The sequence below is a fragment of the Herbaspirillum sp. FG34 genome, from assembly GCF_057809315.1.
Genome location: NZ_JBMDJS010000004.1, coordinates 227,060 through 242,093 on the forward strand (window position 1 = coordinate 227,060; position 15,034 = coordinate 242,093).

Below are 15,034 nucleotides of genomic sequence, written 5' to 3' on the forward strand. Positions count from 1 at the left end.
AGTATGAGCCTCACCACTACCGACTCCACCTTATCAGCCGCTGCTAGCTCCAAACGTGCCGCCGGTTCCGGCCGCACCGCATCTCTCCCTGAAGTCGCCCCGACCGCCCACAGCGGCGTGGCGACTTTTGCGCATCTGATCCCCAAGCTTGAAGAGTACCTGACCCCTTCCGAACTGAAGAAGGTCAAGGAAGCCTATCGCTTCGCCGATGAGATGCACCTGGGCCAGATGCGCAAGTCCGGCGAGCCCTATATCTCGCATCCGCTGGCGGTGGCCGAGATCTGCGCTGAATGGAAGCTGGACGCCCAGGCCATGATGGCCGCCTTCCTGCACGACGTCATGGAAGACCAGGGCGTCAAGAAGGAAGAGCTGATCGAACGCTTCGGCGCCTCGGTCGCTTCGCTGGTGGATGGCCTGTCCAAGCTGGACAAGATCGAATTCCAGAGCCAGGTCGAAGCGCAGGCGGAGAACTTCCGCAAGATGCTCCTGGCCATGGCGCGCGACGTACGGGTGATCCTGGTCAAGCTGGCCGACCGCCTGCACAACATGCGCACGCTGGGCTCCATGCCTCCCGAGAAGAAGCGCCGTATCTCGCGCGAGACCATGGAAGTCTACGTGCCCATCGCGCACCGTCTGGGCCTGAACAACATCTATCGCGAGTTGCAGGAGCTGTCCTTCTCGCACCTGTATCCGCTGCGCCACCGCACCCTGTCCAAGGCAGTCAAGGCCGCGCGCGGCAACCGCCGCGAAGTGGTGACCAAGATCATGGAATCGGTCACCAGCACCCTGATCGCCGCCGGCATCCCGGCCCAGGTCGATGGCCGCGAAAAGACCCTCTACGGCATCTACCGCAAGATGCGCAACAAGCACCTGAGTTTCTCGCAGGTGCTGGACGTCTACGGTTTCCGCGTGGTGGTGGACAGCTTCGCCAACTGCTATGTGGCGCTGGGTACCCTGCACTCGCTGTTCAAGCCCATGCCGGGCAAGTTCAAGGACTACATCGCCATTCCCAAGCTCAATGGCTACCAGTCGCTGCACACCACCCTGATCGGCCCCTACGGCACGCCGGTCGAGTTCCAGATCCGCACCACCGACATGCACCGCGTGGCCGAGTCCGGCGTGGCCGCCCACTGGCTCTACAAGGACGACGAGGGCAGCCTCACCGACCTGCAGCAGCGCACCCATGCCTGGCTGCAGTCGCTGCTGGACATCCAGAAGCAGACCGGCGATTCGGCCGAGTTCCTGGAGCACGTCAAGGTCGACCTGTTCCCCGATTCGGTCTACGTCTTCACGCCCAAATCGAAGATCATCGCCCTGCCCCGTGGCGCCACGGCGCTCGATTTCGCCTACAGCATCCACACCGACATCGGCGACCAGACCACCTCGGCCATCATCAACCACGAACCGGCCGCGCTGCGCTCGGAGCTGCACAACGGCGACATCGTCGAGATCATCACCTCGCCGACCTCGCGCCCCAGCCCCAACTGGCTGGGCTATGTACGCACCGGCAAGGCGCGTTCGGCCATCCGCCACCGCCTGCGCACGGCCAATCGCGTCGAGTCACAAGCCGTCGGACGCCGCTTGTTGGGCAACGCTCTTCATACGCTGGGCATTGAACCTGAACTTCCTTCCCATATCGTCGAGCGACTGCTCAACGAATCCAGCGCCAAGACCATGGATGACCTGTATGCCGAGATCGGCATCGGCACCCGCATGGCGCCGCTGGTGGCGCGCCACATCATGACCATGATGGATACCGGCGTGAGCGTGCCGCAGCTCGATCCGGAAGGTCACATGCTGCCCAACAAGCCCGATCCGGTGGTCATCACCGGCAGCGAGGGAGCCTCGGCACAACTGTCCTCCTGCTGCATGCCGATCCCGGGTGATCGCCTGACCGGCTACCTCAAGCCGGACCAGACCCTGATCGTACATACCCAGGAATGCGACACCGCCAAGCGCCTGCACGAGAAGGAACCCGACCGCTGGATCGATCTGGTCTGGGGCCACGACCTGAACCGTCGCTTCGATTGCCGCATCACCATCCTGATCCACAACGAGCGCGGTACGCTGGCGCGCATTGCCGCCGAAATCGGCGAATCGGACGCCAACATCGTGTCGGTGGCCATGGATGACGAAGGGGGCAATGCCTCGATGAAGTATCTGCGCTTCACCATCCAGGTTGATGATCGCGTCCATCTGGCGCGCCTCATGCGCGGCATCCGCAAGATTGACAGCGTGGCGCGTATCCTGCGCGAACGCGGCTGAGCCGTCTTGCCTGCCCGCCATGACAAACGCCCGCTGACTGCGGGCGTTTGTCATTGAGCCGGGCCAGGCGCTCGTTCAGGCCACCGCCTTGACCGGCACCGAAATGCCCTTGCCCTCGTCTTCCAGAATTTTCTGGCAAGCCTGCGCACCTTTGTCGGCGATGCCGCGCTCGAGCTTGTCGGCGAAGAATTCGATGAGTGCGCTCACCGCGCTGGGCAACTGGCGCCGGTGCACGTACACCGCATAAAAGCCCATGGTGTCGCGCTGGTAATCCGGCAGGATGTTGACCAGGCTGCCGCTGCGCAGATCTTCGGAGGCCAGCATGGTCGGCAGCAGCGCAATCCCCAGGCCGGAGCGCGCGGCCCGCAATTGCCCCTGTGCCGTATTGATGCACAGGCGCGGCACCACCCGCACGCTTTCCGGACCGTGCGGCCCTTCCAGCTTCCACACCGTATGCTGCGGGGCCTGCGAGGTCGCCAGGCAGGCATGTCCGACCAGATCGGCCAGGGTCTGCGGCGTGCCCCTGCGTTCCAGATAACGCGGGCTGGCAATCAGGGCCATGTGACTTTGCACCAGCTTCCTCGCCACCAGGCTGGAATCAGGCAGGACACCGCCGCGAAAGGCCAGATCGATACCCTCGGCAATCAGATCGGCACGACCATCGTTGAGCACGAACTCCAACTGCACCTTGGGATACAGATACATGAACTCGTGCATCCACTCGATGGAAAAATTGTCGAAGAAATCCACCGGCGCCGCCACCCGCAGGCTGCCGGAGGGCTCGCCCTGGCTTTCGGTCAGGCTGACGCTGGCGTGTTCGATGTCTTCCAGACCCGGCGCGCAGCGCGCGAAGAATTCGCGTCCCGCCGCGGTCATGTTGAGCTGGCGCGTGGAACGTTGCAGCAGCCGCACGCCCATGGCCGCCTCCAGCGCCTGCAAGCGGCGACTGATGGTATTGGGCGGCATGGACAGCTTGCGCCCGGCCGCTGCAAAGCTGCCGGCGCGCACCACATGGACGAACAGCCAGATGTCGTTGAGGTCTAGCATGGCGATAGTCGATTCCCACCAAAAATGGATCAGTGAAATGCGATTCTCGCATCTATTGGAAGAAATGAAAACTGGGTATCGTTGACCCCAATGCAAACGCCCTCATTGGAGGCGTTGCCCACCGAACAACGAAAGGACATACCATGAGCACTCTCCTGCACATCGATTCCAGCGCTCGCAGCGGCGGTTCCATCTCCCGTCAACTGACCGCTTCCTTCGCCCAGCAATGGCAAGCCAAGAACCCCGGCGGCAAGGTGGTGCACCGTGACCTGGCGGCCAATGCCCTGCCACACCTGAGCGAATCGCTGCTGGGTGCCTATTTCACCCCGGCTGACGCTCGCAGCGCCGAGCAGGCAGAAGTGATCAAGCAGTCCGACGCCCTGGTGGACGAGTTGCTGGCCGCCGACACCATCGTCATCGGCGTACCGATGTACAACTTCGCCCCGCCGTCGACCCTGAAGGCCTGGATCGATCACGTCTTCCGCGCCGGCCGTACCTTCAAGTACACCGAGACCGGCCCGGTCGGCCTGGCCACCGGCAAGAAGGCCGTCATCATCCTCTCGCGCGGCGGCAAGTATTCCGAAGGCCCGATGGAAGCGCTGGACTTCCAGGGCAAGTACCTCAAGGGCGCGCTGGGCTTCATCGGCATCACCGATGTGGAACTGGTGGTCGCAGAAGGCGTATCCATGGGTGAAGAAGCCGCCAAGGCAGCCGTGGCCGACGCGCAAGCCAAGATCAACGCTGCGGTCTGATCCTCGCCTGAACAATTCCCTGCAACGGGGCGCGCCGCCAACGCGGTGCGCCCCGTTGGCTTTGGAGCGTCTTCAATGGTTGCCCAGGTCCTTGTGCATGCGCCGCAAGCCCAACCAGACGCAGGCCGCCACCACCGGCACCACCAGGCCCGTGGCCAGGTCGGGATTGATGGGCAGCCCCGCCGCCTTGGCCGCCTTGCCGGCATAACCCAGCAGGCCGATCACGTAATACGAGATTGCCGCCACCGACAGGCCCTCCACCGCCTGCTGCAGCTTCAGTTGCTGGGCGGCCCGGGCATTCATGGATTCGAGGATCTGGCGGTTCTGGCGCTCCTGCACGATGCCAATGCGGGTACGCAGCAGGTCGTTGGTATGGGCGATGCGCTCGGCCAGTGCTTCCTGGCGACGGGCGATGGCCTGGCAGGTGTTCATGGCCGGGGCCAGGCGACGCTCCATGAATTCGCCGATGGTGGGCACCCCTTCGATGCGCTGCTCGCGCAATTCCTCGATACGCGCCTGCACCAGACGGAAATAGGCCTGCGAGGCCGAGAAGCGATAGCTGTTTTCCAGCGACAGCTTTTCGATCCGCGCAGCCAGCCCGGTGATCCTGCGCAGGATGCGCTCATCTTCGGCCATCTCCTCGGGCGTGCCGCTGGTGGATTGCTCGGACTGCACCATGGCGGCCGTCAGGGCGGCCAGATCACCTTCGATCTCGTTGAGCAAGGGACCGGACTGCTGGGCATGCGGCAAGCCCAGGAGCGCCATCATGCGGTAGGTCTCGATCTCCAGGATGCGTTGTGCCAGACGTCCACCCTGCAGTTCACGCAGGCCGATGTCACGTACCACGAAACGCGAGAAACCATCCGACTGGATCTGGAAATCGGTCCAGATCTCGCCACCCTGCAAGACCTTGCTGGAACTCATCAGCTTGCCCTCGAAGATGCGCTGCATCTGGCGCGCGGTCGCAGCCGTATCATCGGCGCCCGGCTCGACCACCACGTGGGCGGCCACCATCAGCTTGCCCTTGAGTCCCAGCAACCAATGCTGCGGAATATGCGCCAGCGGCGCGCGGGCGAAGGCCTCATCGGTGCCCAGGTCTTCTTCATGGGCCTGGGCGAAGGTATAGGTGGCGAACTCGGTGTGACATTCCCATTTCAGGCGAAACCGCCCGAAATCGTGATAGAAGTGCTTGGCCTCGCCACCCGGCGCCACCACGCCGAAATGTGCGCACAGCTCGTCCAGCAGGGCATGCTGGGCACTGGCGTGACGGCCGCTGTTACCGTCCTCGCGCACGTAGACGGCCAGGTGCGTGAGGGTTTCCGAGCGCGTGAGCTGCAGAAAGGGGCGCGAATGCACCTCGGCGGCCAGGACGACGCGCTGCGGGTGATTCAGGCTGGCAAAGACGATGGACATGAAGATTCTCGTGGAGGATTGAAATGGGGTGTCCCCGGCGCCGGGAGCATCGCTGACGGCAGCGGCCTGCCCCATGCAGCGGGCACCGATGCTACTGCGGCGCCGGGTAGGATACTTCCAGGATGCTCAGTTGCTCCACGCCGGACGGGGTCTGCAAGACCACCTCGTCGCCCTCGCGCGCCTTGGTCAGTGCCCGCGCCACCGGCGAGATCCAGCTGATGCGCCCCTTCAGGGGATCGAGTTCATCGATGCCGACGATGGTCACGGTGTGCTCTTCGCCGCGCTGATTTTCGTAGGTCACGGTGGCACCGAAGAAGATCTGGTCGCTGCCATGGTGCACCGAAGGATCGACCACCTCGGCATTGTCCAGCCGCTTGGTCAGGAAGCGGATGCGACGGTCGATCTCGCGCAGCCGCTTCTTGCCGTAGAGGTAGTCGCCGTTTTCGGAACGGTCGCCATTGGAGGCAGCCCAGGACACCACACGTACCACTTCCGGCCGCTCTTCATCGATCAGGTGCAGCAGTTCATCCTTGATGCGCTGATGCCCCTGCGGGGTCATGTAATTCTTGCTGCCGGGCGGAATGGCCGGCAAGGCGATCTCGTCATCGTCGTCGGCACCGTCGGATTCTTTTACAAAAGCCTTGTTCATGCTGGAGTGGAGTTGGTATGCAGGTTTGCGCTTATTGTAGCCGCATGCGGGGGCGTGCAACGGTACAGTTGCGTCCATTAATGCGCGTAGCACTGTGTCAGGCTCGCCCTTTGCGGCGCACTCGGCGATAATCTGCACTCGCGCCTGCGCATGCTCTCCATGCCAGGTCCTCCAACTCGCCTGCTTGCGCCCATGTCTTCCATCGCTCCCCGCTATCGCATCGGTCTCATTGCCAACCGCGCCCATCAGGACGCTTCCGATTCCGCCCTGGTCCAGTTGCTGACCGGCTCGCGCCATCGCATCGAAAGCCTGCAACCTGAACTGATCGTGGTCGGCCGCACGCTCGATGCCATCGGCCAGATGAATCTGCTGCCCGGCTACGAACACCTGGTACGCTTTCCCTATGGTCGTCATGGCGGCCTGATGAAGCTGGTCTCGCGCACCGTCGATCCCGATCCGGAGCGCACCCTCGATGCCGTGATCTACCTGATCGACCCGGTCGATCCCTCCTCCACCTTCCCGGAAGCGGTGGCCCTGAAGCGCCAGTGCGTGATCCACGGCAAGCCCTTCCTCTCGACCCTGGCGGGCGCCCAGGAATGGTTCGAGCTGGAAGCCCTGGCCAACGGTGCGGCACCGGACAGTTTCCTGGATGATCGCTTCCATCTGCAAGACGAAGGGATTGCCCTCATCGCCCACGACGCCATGAAGACGCGCATGTTGGAACTGGCCGAAAAGCACTTCGAGGTGCTCGACCAGTTCGCCTTCCGCTGCGCCACCGGCACCACCGGCGGCCTGCTCAACCAGTTGGCCATGAAGAAGAAGGGTGAAGCGGGCCGCCACTGGGTCAAGCCCTTCCTCTCCGGCCCCCTTGGAGGCGATGCCCAGATCGCCGAACTGATCCTCGAACGTCAGTGCCGCCGCGTACTGTTCCTCGAAGACCCGCACGTAGCCCGCCAGCACGAAGCCGATATCCAGCTGCTGGAACGCGCCGCCCGCACCGTCACCGGCTACGCCTCCTGCATGAGCGACGTGAAATGGGGGGACCGCTGGCTCTCGCTCATCAAGGCGCGCGCCGTCTGATTGCCGGATGACTGACGCCACTGCGCCGCCGCGTCGGCCCTCCCGCTGGCGCCGACGCCTGCTGGCCCCCTTGATCTACACGGCGGCCCTGTTGCTGATGCTGGAAGAATGGCTATGGGAGGCTACCGAGGCCGTACTGGCGCGTATCCCCGACTGGCCCTGGCTGGTCCGCCTGCAGCGCTGGGTGGAACGGCGCTCACCCTATGCGGCACTGGCGGTCTTCCTGGCGCCGACCTTGCTGCTGCTGCCGGTGAAGATCCTGGCACTGCTGTCGATCACGCACGGCCACCCTACCCTGGGCCTGATCATCGTGCTGGCCGCCAAGGTGCTGGGCACAGCCCTGGTGGCGCGCATCTATGCACTGACAAAGCGCAGCCTGTTGTCGCTGGCATGGTTCCAGCGCTATCACGACCGACTGCTCGCGCTCAAAGCCAGGCTCACGGCGCAATTGCAAGCCACGGCGCTGTGGCAGCGGGTGCAGCGCCTGCTGCGGGCGGTGAAGACCTCCATCGCCACCCTCAGACACACACTGGCGGCCCGCATGACCACCGCGCCTACAGCGCCGTCAGCCCGGCTGTTGCGGCTGCTGCGCCGGCTGGTGGCCCGCATGCGTAGCAAGTAGATTCAGGTTTCTGATCGCAGAAATGAAGCGGGCTGCAAAAATGCAGCCCGGATTTTCATGGCGATATGGGTTCTCCGTCGGCAACGGCGGGCTCAGTCATCGTCGTCATCGTCATCGATGTAGCCTTCCGGAGGGGCAGCCATCTGCATGGTGGCATGCTGACCGATGTTGTTGTTGGCGATACTGTTGCCCCACTCAAAGGCCTGTTTTTCGGCGGCAAAGAAATCGTCCGCCGACAGATGCAGCTCTTCCAGCAGGCGCTGCATCTCGGCCTGGTCGGGGGCGCGCAGCTCGGTGCACTCCACCAGGCGCAGCACGGTGCCATAGAAGCCGGTGCGGCGCAGCAGCGCTTCACGGATCTCGGTGCTGACGGTAATCTGGCGCAGCACGGCCTCCATGCTCATGCCGAAGAGTGCATCGACCAGTGACATGATGCCGACCGTGAAGGCCATCTCCGACATCTTGCGACGACCCGGGCGAATCCTGGCGGTGATCAGTTCGAGCATCTTGCCGCGCGTGGCCGCCAGGATCATCAGCGGCGACATGGCATGGGCGCGATCCTTGTCGGTATTGGCAAACAGCAGGATCTGCAGCCAGCGCTTGAGCTGTCGGCGACCCAGCACGATCAGCGCCTGGCCCAACGAATCGATGAATTTCTGAAAACCGTAGACGGGCGTGTTCACCAGCCGCAGCAGCGTCAGCGACAAGGCCACGTCGCGCTTGATGTAACGCACGATCTCGGCATTGTCGACATTGCGCACCAGAAGGGTCAAGAGGTGCATGATGATCATCTTCGAGGCTTCCAGCTTCTTGCCCTGGAGGATCATCGGCTTGGCGAAGTAGTATCCCTGGAAGTAGTCGAAACCGAAGGTCATGCAGTCATTGAACACTTGCAGGCTCTCGACCTTCTCGGCCAGCAGTTCCTTCTGCGCCCGCTTGAAGTGCACCGACAGCTTGAGCAGCTTGCTGGGATCAACTTCCATGACATCGATCTTGATGATCTTCACCAGCGGCAGCAGCTCTTCGATCTCCTGCGATTCGGCCACCACGTCGTCCAGCGCAAAGACGTAACCGGCCGCCACCAGTTCACGCACCCGCATCACCAGCTCGGGCGTCACGCGCACTGTCTCCAGGATCTCCAGCACCACCTTGTCGGCCGGCAGGAAATAGATGAAGTCGCTCATCAGCACAGCTGCATCGACATTGATGAAGCCGTGCAGATTGCCGATCACGTTGGACAGCCCCAGCTCGGACGCATGGGCAATCACGGCTGCGGTGGCCGTGACGTCATCCTTCACATTGGCCGGACCGAAGGCGGCACTGCGAAACAGCAGTTCGTAGCCGATCAGGTCTTGCTCACGGCTCAGGATGGGCTGGCGCGCCAGGAAGAAATCCAGGGCCTGGTGTGCGGGAAGGGGCGATGCGGTTGGGTCGGCGGACTGGTCTGACATGGTTGTTCTTCTACGGGCCCCTGGTGTTGCGATCTATCTTGACGTGCAGCAATCCGCTTATTGTATGCCGATTTGGCATGGTTTCAGCGACATTGCCGCCAGTCCCGGTGAAAAAATCACGAATATTCACACGCCAGACCTGCATGGCTCAGTTTTCGCCCGATTCGAGCAGATACTCTGCGCTGTCGTCCACGCCCAGCACCTCGATCAGGTAGGGCATGACTTCCTTCAACTGCGCCTCCAGGGTCCAGGGCGGGTTGAGGATGAACATGCCGCTGTTGTGCAGGCCGAAGCCATCCGGCGCCGGGCCATGGATGGCCAGGGTGACATTGAGCCAGCTTTTGGCGCCCAGGCGCTTGAGACGCTCGGGCAACTGACGTGATTCATTGCGTTGCAGGACCGGGTACCAGACCGCGTAGGTGCCGGTGGGGAAGCGGGTGAGCGCATCGGCCAGTACCTGGGCCACATGGGTGTAGTCACGCTTGTCTTCATAGGGCGGGTCGATGAGCACCAGGCCGCGCCGCGAGGGCGGCGGCAAGAGCGCCTTGAGCCCCTGGAAACCGTCTCCCCGATGCACCATCACCCGCTTGCCGCGCGCGGACGGACGCTGGCCCTGGGCGGCGGCGTGGGCTTCGAGCTTGCGGAAGTTGTCTTCCAGCACCTTCACTTCGCTGGGGTGCATTTCGAACAGGCGCAGGCGATCCTGCTCGCGCATGGTCTTCTCGGCGCAGTAGGGCGAACCGGGGTAATAACGCATCTTGCCGCTGGGATTGAGCGACCTGACCAGATCGACATATTCCTTCACCACCGCCGGCAGGTCCTTGCGCTCCCACAGCTTGGCGATGCCGGTTTCATATTCGGCGTTCTTGCTGGCGTAATCTCCATCGAGCGCGTAGACGCCCGCGCCGGCATGGGTGTCGATGACCATGTAGGCAGTGTCTTTCTGCCCGAGATAGCGCATCAACTGGATGATCACCATATGCTTCAGGACATCGGCATGGTTGCCGGCGTGAAAAGCGTGGCGATAACTCAGCATGGAAAATTCACTTCTAGGATGGGGGTTGAAATCGGATGACGCACGGATGCGAATGCAGTTTGCGCCAAGACCACCGATAAGGCGGAAACGTTTCGCATTTTATCAAGGATAAGTGAGCAGTTGTCGGACTACTCTGTCATTGTTACAAACAACGCCTGCCGCAGCGCTCCGCCCTGCACTGGTGCGGGTCGCTGCGGATGCGCGCCGACATCCTCAGTTGCCGGCGCGATCAAGGCGGAAATAGGCATCCAGCAGCGAGGTCTTGAAGACCACGCCCAGCAGGCGCGGATCGTCGGCGCTGGCGATCACCGGCAGGCGCTCGCCCTGGTGATCGAGGAACAACTGCAGCGCTTCGCCCAGGGACATGTCAGGCGTGACCTCATGCAGGAAATGCGGCCGCAGGAAATCGCGCGCCACGCGGCCTGTCGCTTCCTTCTTGTCCAGCAGCCAGGAGGTGATGTCCTGCAAGGCCACCACACCCTGGTAGCGCTCTTGCGCATCGACGATGTAGACATACTTGACCGGATACTTCAGGAACAGCGCGCTGAGCTCTTGCAGACTGGCCGTCTCGGGCAGTACCGTCTCGGCCGGCCGGATCAGCTCGCTCATCTGGGTGCCGCGCAGGCGCAGTCGCTCCTCGTTGTCATGGTGGCGCTTGAGGGTGATCTCGTACATCGAGCGACCATCGACGCTGCGCGCCACCACATAGGCCACCACGCAGGACAGCATGAGCGGCAGCACGACCTGATAGCTCAGGGTCATCTCGAAGATCATCAGGATGGCCATCAGCGGCGCATAGGACGCCGCCGCCAGGAAGGCTCCCATGCCCACCATGGCATAGGCGAAGGGCTGCGACATGTGGAAGGGCAGCAAGGCCTGCGCGGCATCGCCGAACAGGTAGCCCACCGCCGCACCGACGAAGAGCGTGGGCGTAAAGATACCGCCGACCGCCCCCGATCCGACCGTGATGGCCGTGGCCAGCACCTTGACCACCAGCACCACCAGCACTGCCTGCCACAGCCAGGTGGTATGCAGCAGCGAATTGACCAGGCTGTAGCCATTGCCCCAGACCTCCGGCACCTCAACGGAGATCAGCCCCACCAGCAGGCCACCCACGCCCAGTCGCACCGGCAGCGGCAGCCTGAACCTGGCGAAACCCTGCTTGCCCAGTTCGAGCACGCGCAGGAACTGCGGCGCCAGAATCCCGGCCAGCACGCCCAGCACCAGAAACAGCAGCACTTCCCAGCCGCCGATCTCGGGGAAATACGGCATCTGGTAGCTGGCGCGGTAGCCGGGCAGTTCGCGCATGGTGATGTTGGCCACCACCGAGGCCACCACGACAGGGCCGAAGCTTTCCATGACCAGCGAACCGAGCACAATCTCCGTAATGAAGAAAGCGCCCGCGATGGGCGCGTTATAGGCCGAGGTAATGCCCGCTGCGGCCCCGCAGGCCACCAGCAGGCGCAGGCGAGATGAAGGAAAATGCGAAAACTTGCCCATCAGCGATGCACACAGTGCCGACAGTTGCACCATGGGACCTTCGCGACCGATGGAGCCGCCCGAGGCAATCGAGGCCAGCGAGGAAATGCTGCGCAAGAGCGTATTGCGCACGGGGATGGCGCCATCGCCGATGGCCACCGCTTCCATGTAGTCGCCGCCGTTACCGGCTGGCGTGCGCTTGGCCCAGACCAGGAACAAGCCGGCGACCACCCCGCCACAGGCCGGCAGCAGCAGGCGCACCGGCCAGGACAAACTCTTGGCGATATCGACGAAGCTGCCATCGTGACCGGTCAGCCAGATCTGCAGCAGCGCAATACATTCGCGGAAGGCAATCGTGGCCAGCGCACCGACGAAGCCGGCCAGCGCGCCCCACAGCAGCATGGAATGGTTTTCTGACACGCGGCAGGCATTCAAGACGCGTAGCCGGGACTTGATCCAGAGTTCACGCATCGTGACCGTCACCCTCTTCATCGCGCGCTGCATGGCCGGCGTCGTCAGGGGCGCGCATGAGCCCCTGCAGATGCGCGAGATCGGCGGCAATGCTGGCCGCGGCCTTTTTCTGCATGCGGCGATAGCGCGCCAGCACTTCCTGCCCCAGCTCGGTCACCGCCGCCCCGCCCCCGCGTGCGCCCCCGGTGGCGGTGGCCACCAGCGCACTGGCAAAACAGCGGTTCATCTCCTCCACCAGCAGCCAGGCACGCCGATAGGACATCTGCATCTCGCGCGCCGCCGCGGAAATCGAACCGGTCTGCGCGATCGCCTGCAGCAGGTCGGCCTTCCCCGGGCCGAAGGCAATGGTCTGCCCCTGCATCACGCGCACTCTTAGGGTCTTGGAATCATTCATGCGCGTGATTGTACTAGCGGGCAGACAAAGCGGCGAGGCAGCTGCACGCAATTGACGTTCGTTATATCCTTGCGTATATTTCGCCGACTTGACTTGCTTCGCTTTTCTGCCTTTTTCTTCAGTTGTCACGACCAAGGACTGCATCATGTTGAAAACCGCCCGCCTCAAGGCCGCCCTGGGCGCCGCCTGCGCCGCCACGCTGCTGCTGGCTACTACCAGCGCGCACGCCACCGACCTGGTGGTGTCGGCGGCAGCCAGCCTGACCAATGCCTTCAAGGAACTGGCACAGAGCTTCGAACAGCAGCATCCCGGCGTGAAGGTCATTACCAACTTCGGCGCCTCCGACATCCTCATGCAGCAGATCGTGCGCGGCGCTCCGGCTGACGTCTTCGCCTCGGCCGACCAGACCGCCATGGACAAGGCCGTTGCCGCAAAGGCCGTGGACCCGGCCACGCGCAAGACCTTTGCCGCCAACCAGATCGTGCTCATCGTCCCGCACGACGCCAGGGAGCAACCGGCCACGCTGGCCGACCTGACCGGCACGGCCTACCAGCGCATTGCCCTGGGCAATCCGGCCTCCGTCCCCTTCGGCCGCTACACCAAGGCAGCGCTGGAGCAGGCCGGACTGTGGACGCAAGTACAGGCCAAGGGTGTGCTGGCCGAAAACGTGCGCACCAGCCTGGACTACGTGGCGCGTGGCGAGGTCGATGCCGGCTTCGTCTTTGCCACCGATGCGGCCATCATGCCCGACAAGGTCAAGGTCGCCCTGCGCATCCCGTCCACCACCCCGGCCACCTACCCCATCGCCGTGACCTCTGGTAGCCGGCAACAGGCGCTGGCGGCACAGTTCGTGGCCCATGTGCTGTCGGCCAACGGACAGGCGGTGCTGATGCGCTACGGTTTCCAGAAACCCTGAAGCCCCGACGCGGCGCGCCTGATGCACCCGGTCTGGATACCCCTGCTGCTCTCGCTGAAGGTCGCGGGACTGGCCACCCTGCTCAATCTGGTGCTGGGCGTGGCGGCGGCCTTCGGCCTCTCGCGCTGGCGTTCGCCGCTGCGCGACTTCATCGATTCGGTATTGACCCTGCCGCTGGTGCTGCCGCCGACCGTACTGGGCTATTACCTGCTGGTGCTGTTCGGCCGCCGTGGCGCGCTGGGCGCCTGGCTGGAGCAATGGGGCATCGAGCTGGTCTTCACCTGGCAGGGGGCGGTGCTGGCCTCCACCGTCGTGGCCTTTCCGCTGGTACTCAAGGCGGCGCGGGCGGCCTTCGAGAGCGTGGATCACCAACTGGAGGATGCCGCCCGCGTACTGGGCGTGTCCGAAGCGGGCGTGTTTTTCCGCGTCAGCCTGCCGCTGGCTGCGCGCGGCATCACGGCCGGCGTGCTGCTGGCCTTCGCGCGCGCGCTGGGCGAGTTCGGTGCCACGCTGATGGTGGCGGGCAACCTGCCGGGGCGCACGCAAACCCTGTCGGTCGCCATCTACGAAGCCGTGCAGGCCGGTGACGACGGCACGGCCACCTTCCTGGTCGTGGTGACCTCGCTCACCAGCATCGTGCTGTTGATGCTGGCCGGGCGTCTGATGCCGGACCGCGCGCGGCTGCCGCTCCGTTAAGATTCTTCCTCTTTTCTCCTGTTACCTGAACGATCACGTGAGCGTCGACCTCCACCTCCAGAAGCAACTGCGCGCCGCCGACCGGGTCTTTTCGCTCGATATCACCCTCGCCTCGGACAGTCAGCGCATCGTGCTCTACGGTCCCTCGGGCTCGGGCAAGAGCCTCACGCTCAAGGCCATCGCCGGACTCATGCGGCCTGACAGCGGCCACATCCGCGTGCAGGGACGCTCGCTCTTCGACAGCGCGCAAGGCATCGATGTACCGGTGCAGGAGCGCAACGTCGCCTATCTGTTCCAGGATTACGCCCTCTTCCCGCATCTGACGGTGGCGCAGAACATCGCCTTCGGCCTGGCGCGCGGCAGTTTCAACCTGCTCCACCCGGCGCAACATCCCAAGGTACGCCAGTGGCTGCAGGCGTTTGAACTGGAAGCCATCGCCCACAGCCGCCCGGCCCAGATCTCCGGCGGCCAGCGCCAGCGGGTGGCGCTGGCGCGGGCGCTGGTGGCCGAACCGGACATGCTGCTGCTGGACGAACCCTTCTCGGCCCTGGATCTGTCGCTGCGCCAGCGCATGCGCAGCGAGCTGGCCGAGCTGCAAACCCGGCTGCAGGTGCCGATGCTGCTGATCACGCACGATCCGGCCGATGTACAAGCACTGGGGCAGACCGTCTTCGAACTGCGCGACGGTCGCCTGCATCACGGCTGATCGCCCCAACAGGGACGAAAAAAAGCCGCACTCTTGTGGAGTACGGCATCAAGTTCG

At 63.7% G+C, this 15,034-nt stretch carries 14 protein-coding genes; 7 read left to right on the forward strand and 7 right to left on the reverse strand.

Features of this window, described 5'->3' with window-relative positions:
* Positions 1–3: 3 nt before the first annotated feature.
* A complete protein-coding gene (locus tag ACODSZ_RS07180; RefSeq protein ID WP_488927330.1) occupies positions 4–2,265 on the forward strand; it encodes a RelA/SpoT family protein in 2,262 nt (753 codons plus the stop codon).
* A gap of 75 nt (positions 2,266–2,340) precedes the next feature.
* Here the strand turns inward: ACODSZ_RS07180 and ACODSZ_RS07185 are convergent, their stop codons facing one another.
* The gene (locus ACODSZ_RS07185; protein WP_008328295.1) at positions 2,341–3,312 is read right to left on the reverse strand and encodes a LysR family transcriptional regulator; all 972 of its coding nucleotides are present in this window, start codon (positions 3,310–3,312) and stop codon (positions 2,341–2,343) included.
* Positions 3,313–3,455: 143 nt separating this feature from the next.
* On the opposite strand from ACODSZ_RS07185, the gene ACODSZ_RS07190 reads away from it, so the two are divergent.
* The gene (locus ACODSZ_RS07190; RefSeq protein ID WP_008328294.1) at positions 3,456–4,064 is read left to right on the forward strand and encodes an FMN-dependent NADH-azoreductase; all 609 of its coding nucleotides are present in this window, start codon (positions 3,456–3,458) and stop codon (positions 4,062–4,064) included.
* A gap of 72 nt (positions 4,065–4,136) precedes the next feature.
* On the opposite strand, the gene ACODSZ_RS07195 is transcribed toward ACODSZ_RS07190, so the two are convergent.
* Together ACODSZ_RS07195 and greB are read right to left on the reverse strand one after the other, a co-directional pair.
* Positions 4,137–5,477 carry a DUF3422 family protein gene (locus ACODSZ_RS07195; protein ID WP_008328292.1) on the reverse strand — a complete coding sequence of 447 codons (1,341 nt, stop codon included), beginning with the start codon at positions 5,475–5,477 and terminating at the stop codon, positions 4,137–4,139.
* A gap of 91 nt (positions 5,478–5,568) precedes the next feature.
* Positions 5,569–6,126, reverse strand: coding sequence for a transcription elongation factor GreB (gene greB, locus ACODSZ_RS07200; protein WP_175342479.1), 558 nt, complete (start codon positions 6,124–6,126; stop codon positions 5,569–5,571).
* A gap of 192 nt (positions 6,127–6,318) precedes the next feature.
* Between greB and ACODSZ_RS07205 the strand changes: the two genes are divergently transcribed.
* Together ACODSZ_RS07205 and ACODSZ_RS07210 are read left to right on the forward strand one after the other, a co-directional pair.
* The gene (locus ACODSZ_RS07205) at positions 6,319–7,206 is read left to right on the forward strand and encodes a methylglyoxal synthase (RefSeq protein WP_008328288.1); all 888 of its coding nucleotides are present in this window, start codon (positions 6,319–6,321) and stop codon (positions 7,204–7,206) included.
* A 7-nt stretch (positions 7,207–7,213) separates the two neighbouring features.
* Positions 7,214–7,828, forward strand: coding sequence for a hypothetical protein (locus ACODSZ_RS07210; protein WP_175342478.1), 615 nt, complete (start codon positions 7,214–7,216; stop codon positions 7,826–7,828).
* 92 nt (positions 7,829–7,920) lie between these two features.
* On the opposite strand, the gene ACODSZ_RS07215 is transcribed toward ACODSZ_RS07210, so the two are convergent.
* The 4 genes from ACODSZ_RS07215 to ACODSZ_RS07230 all read right to left on the reverse strand — a co-directional run bounded on the left by ACODSZ_RS07215 (position 7,921) and on the right by ACODSZ_RS07230 (position 12,659).
* Entirely contained in the window at positions 7,921–9,279 is a 1,359-nt protein-coding gene (locus ACODSZ_RS07215; RefSeq protein ID WP_175342477.1) for an EAL and HDOD domain-containing protein, read from the reverse strand.
* A gap of 148 nt (positions 9,280–9,427) precedes the next feature.
* Positions 9,428–10,315, reverse strand: a complete 888-nt coding sequence (locus ACODSZ_RS07220; protein ID WP_488927331.1) for a 23S rRNA (adenine(2030)-N(6))-methyltransferase RlmJ — start codon at positions 10,313–10,315, stop codon at positions 9,428–9,430.
* Between the two features lie 213 nt (positions 10,316–10,528).
* Positions 10,529–12,265: a ClcB-like voltage-gated chloride channel protein gene (locus tag ACODSZ_RS07225; RefSeq protein ID WP_175342476.1), complete on the reverse strand. Its 1,737-nt coding sequence runs from the start codon at positions 12,263–12,265 to the stop codon at positions 10,529–10,531.
* Positions 12,258–12,659: a winged helix-turn-helix domain-containing protein gene (locus ACODSZ_RS07230; protein ID WP_175342475.1), complete on the reverse strand. Its 402-nt coding sequence runs from the start codon at positions 12,657–12,659 to the stop codon at positions 12,258–12,260. Before ACODSZ_RS07230 ends, ACODSZ_RS07225 begins: the two co-directional genes overlap by 8 nt.
* A gap of 145 nt (positions 12,660–12,804) precedes the next feature.
* Here ACODSZ_RS07230 and modA point away from each other — a divergent pair, with 145 nt between their 5' ends.
* From modA to ACODSZ_RS07245, 3 genes are read left to right on the forward strand one after another with little or no spacing between them, the layout of a single operon-like run.
* On the forward strand, positions 12,805–13,575 hold the full coding sequence (gene modA, locus ACODSZ_RS07235) for a molybdate ABC transporter substrate-binding protein (protein ID WP_488927332.1): 771 nt from the start codon (positions 12,805–12,807) through the stop codon (positions 13,573–13,575).
* A 21-nt stretch (positions 13,576–13,596) separates the two neighbouring features.
* Positions 13,597–14,271: a molybdate ABC transporter permease subunit gene (gene modB, locus ACODSZ_RS07240; RefSeq protein WP_488927333.1), complete on the forward strand. Its 675-nt coding sequence runs from the start codon at positions 13,597–13,599 to the stop codon at positions 14,269–14,271.
* A 37-nt stretch (positions 14,272–14,308) separates the two neighbouring features.
* Positions 14,309–14,977 (forward strand): sulfate/molybdate ABC transporter ATP-binding protein, encoded by a 669-nt coding sequence (locus tag ACODSZ_RS07245; RefSeq protein WP_299539661.1) that lies wholly within the window; start codon positions 14,309–14,311, stop codon positions 14,975–14,977.
* The last annotated feature ends 57 nt before the right edge of the window (positions 14,978–15,034 follow it).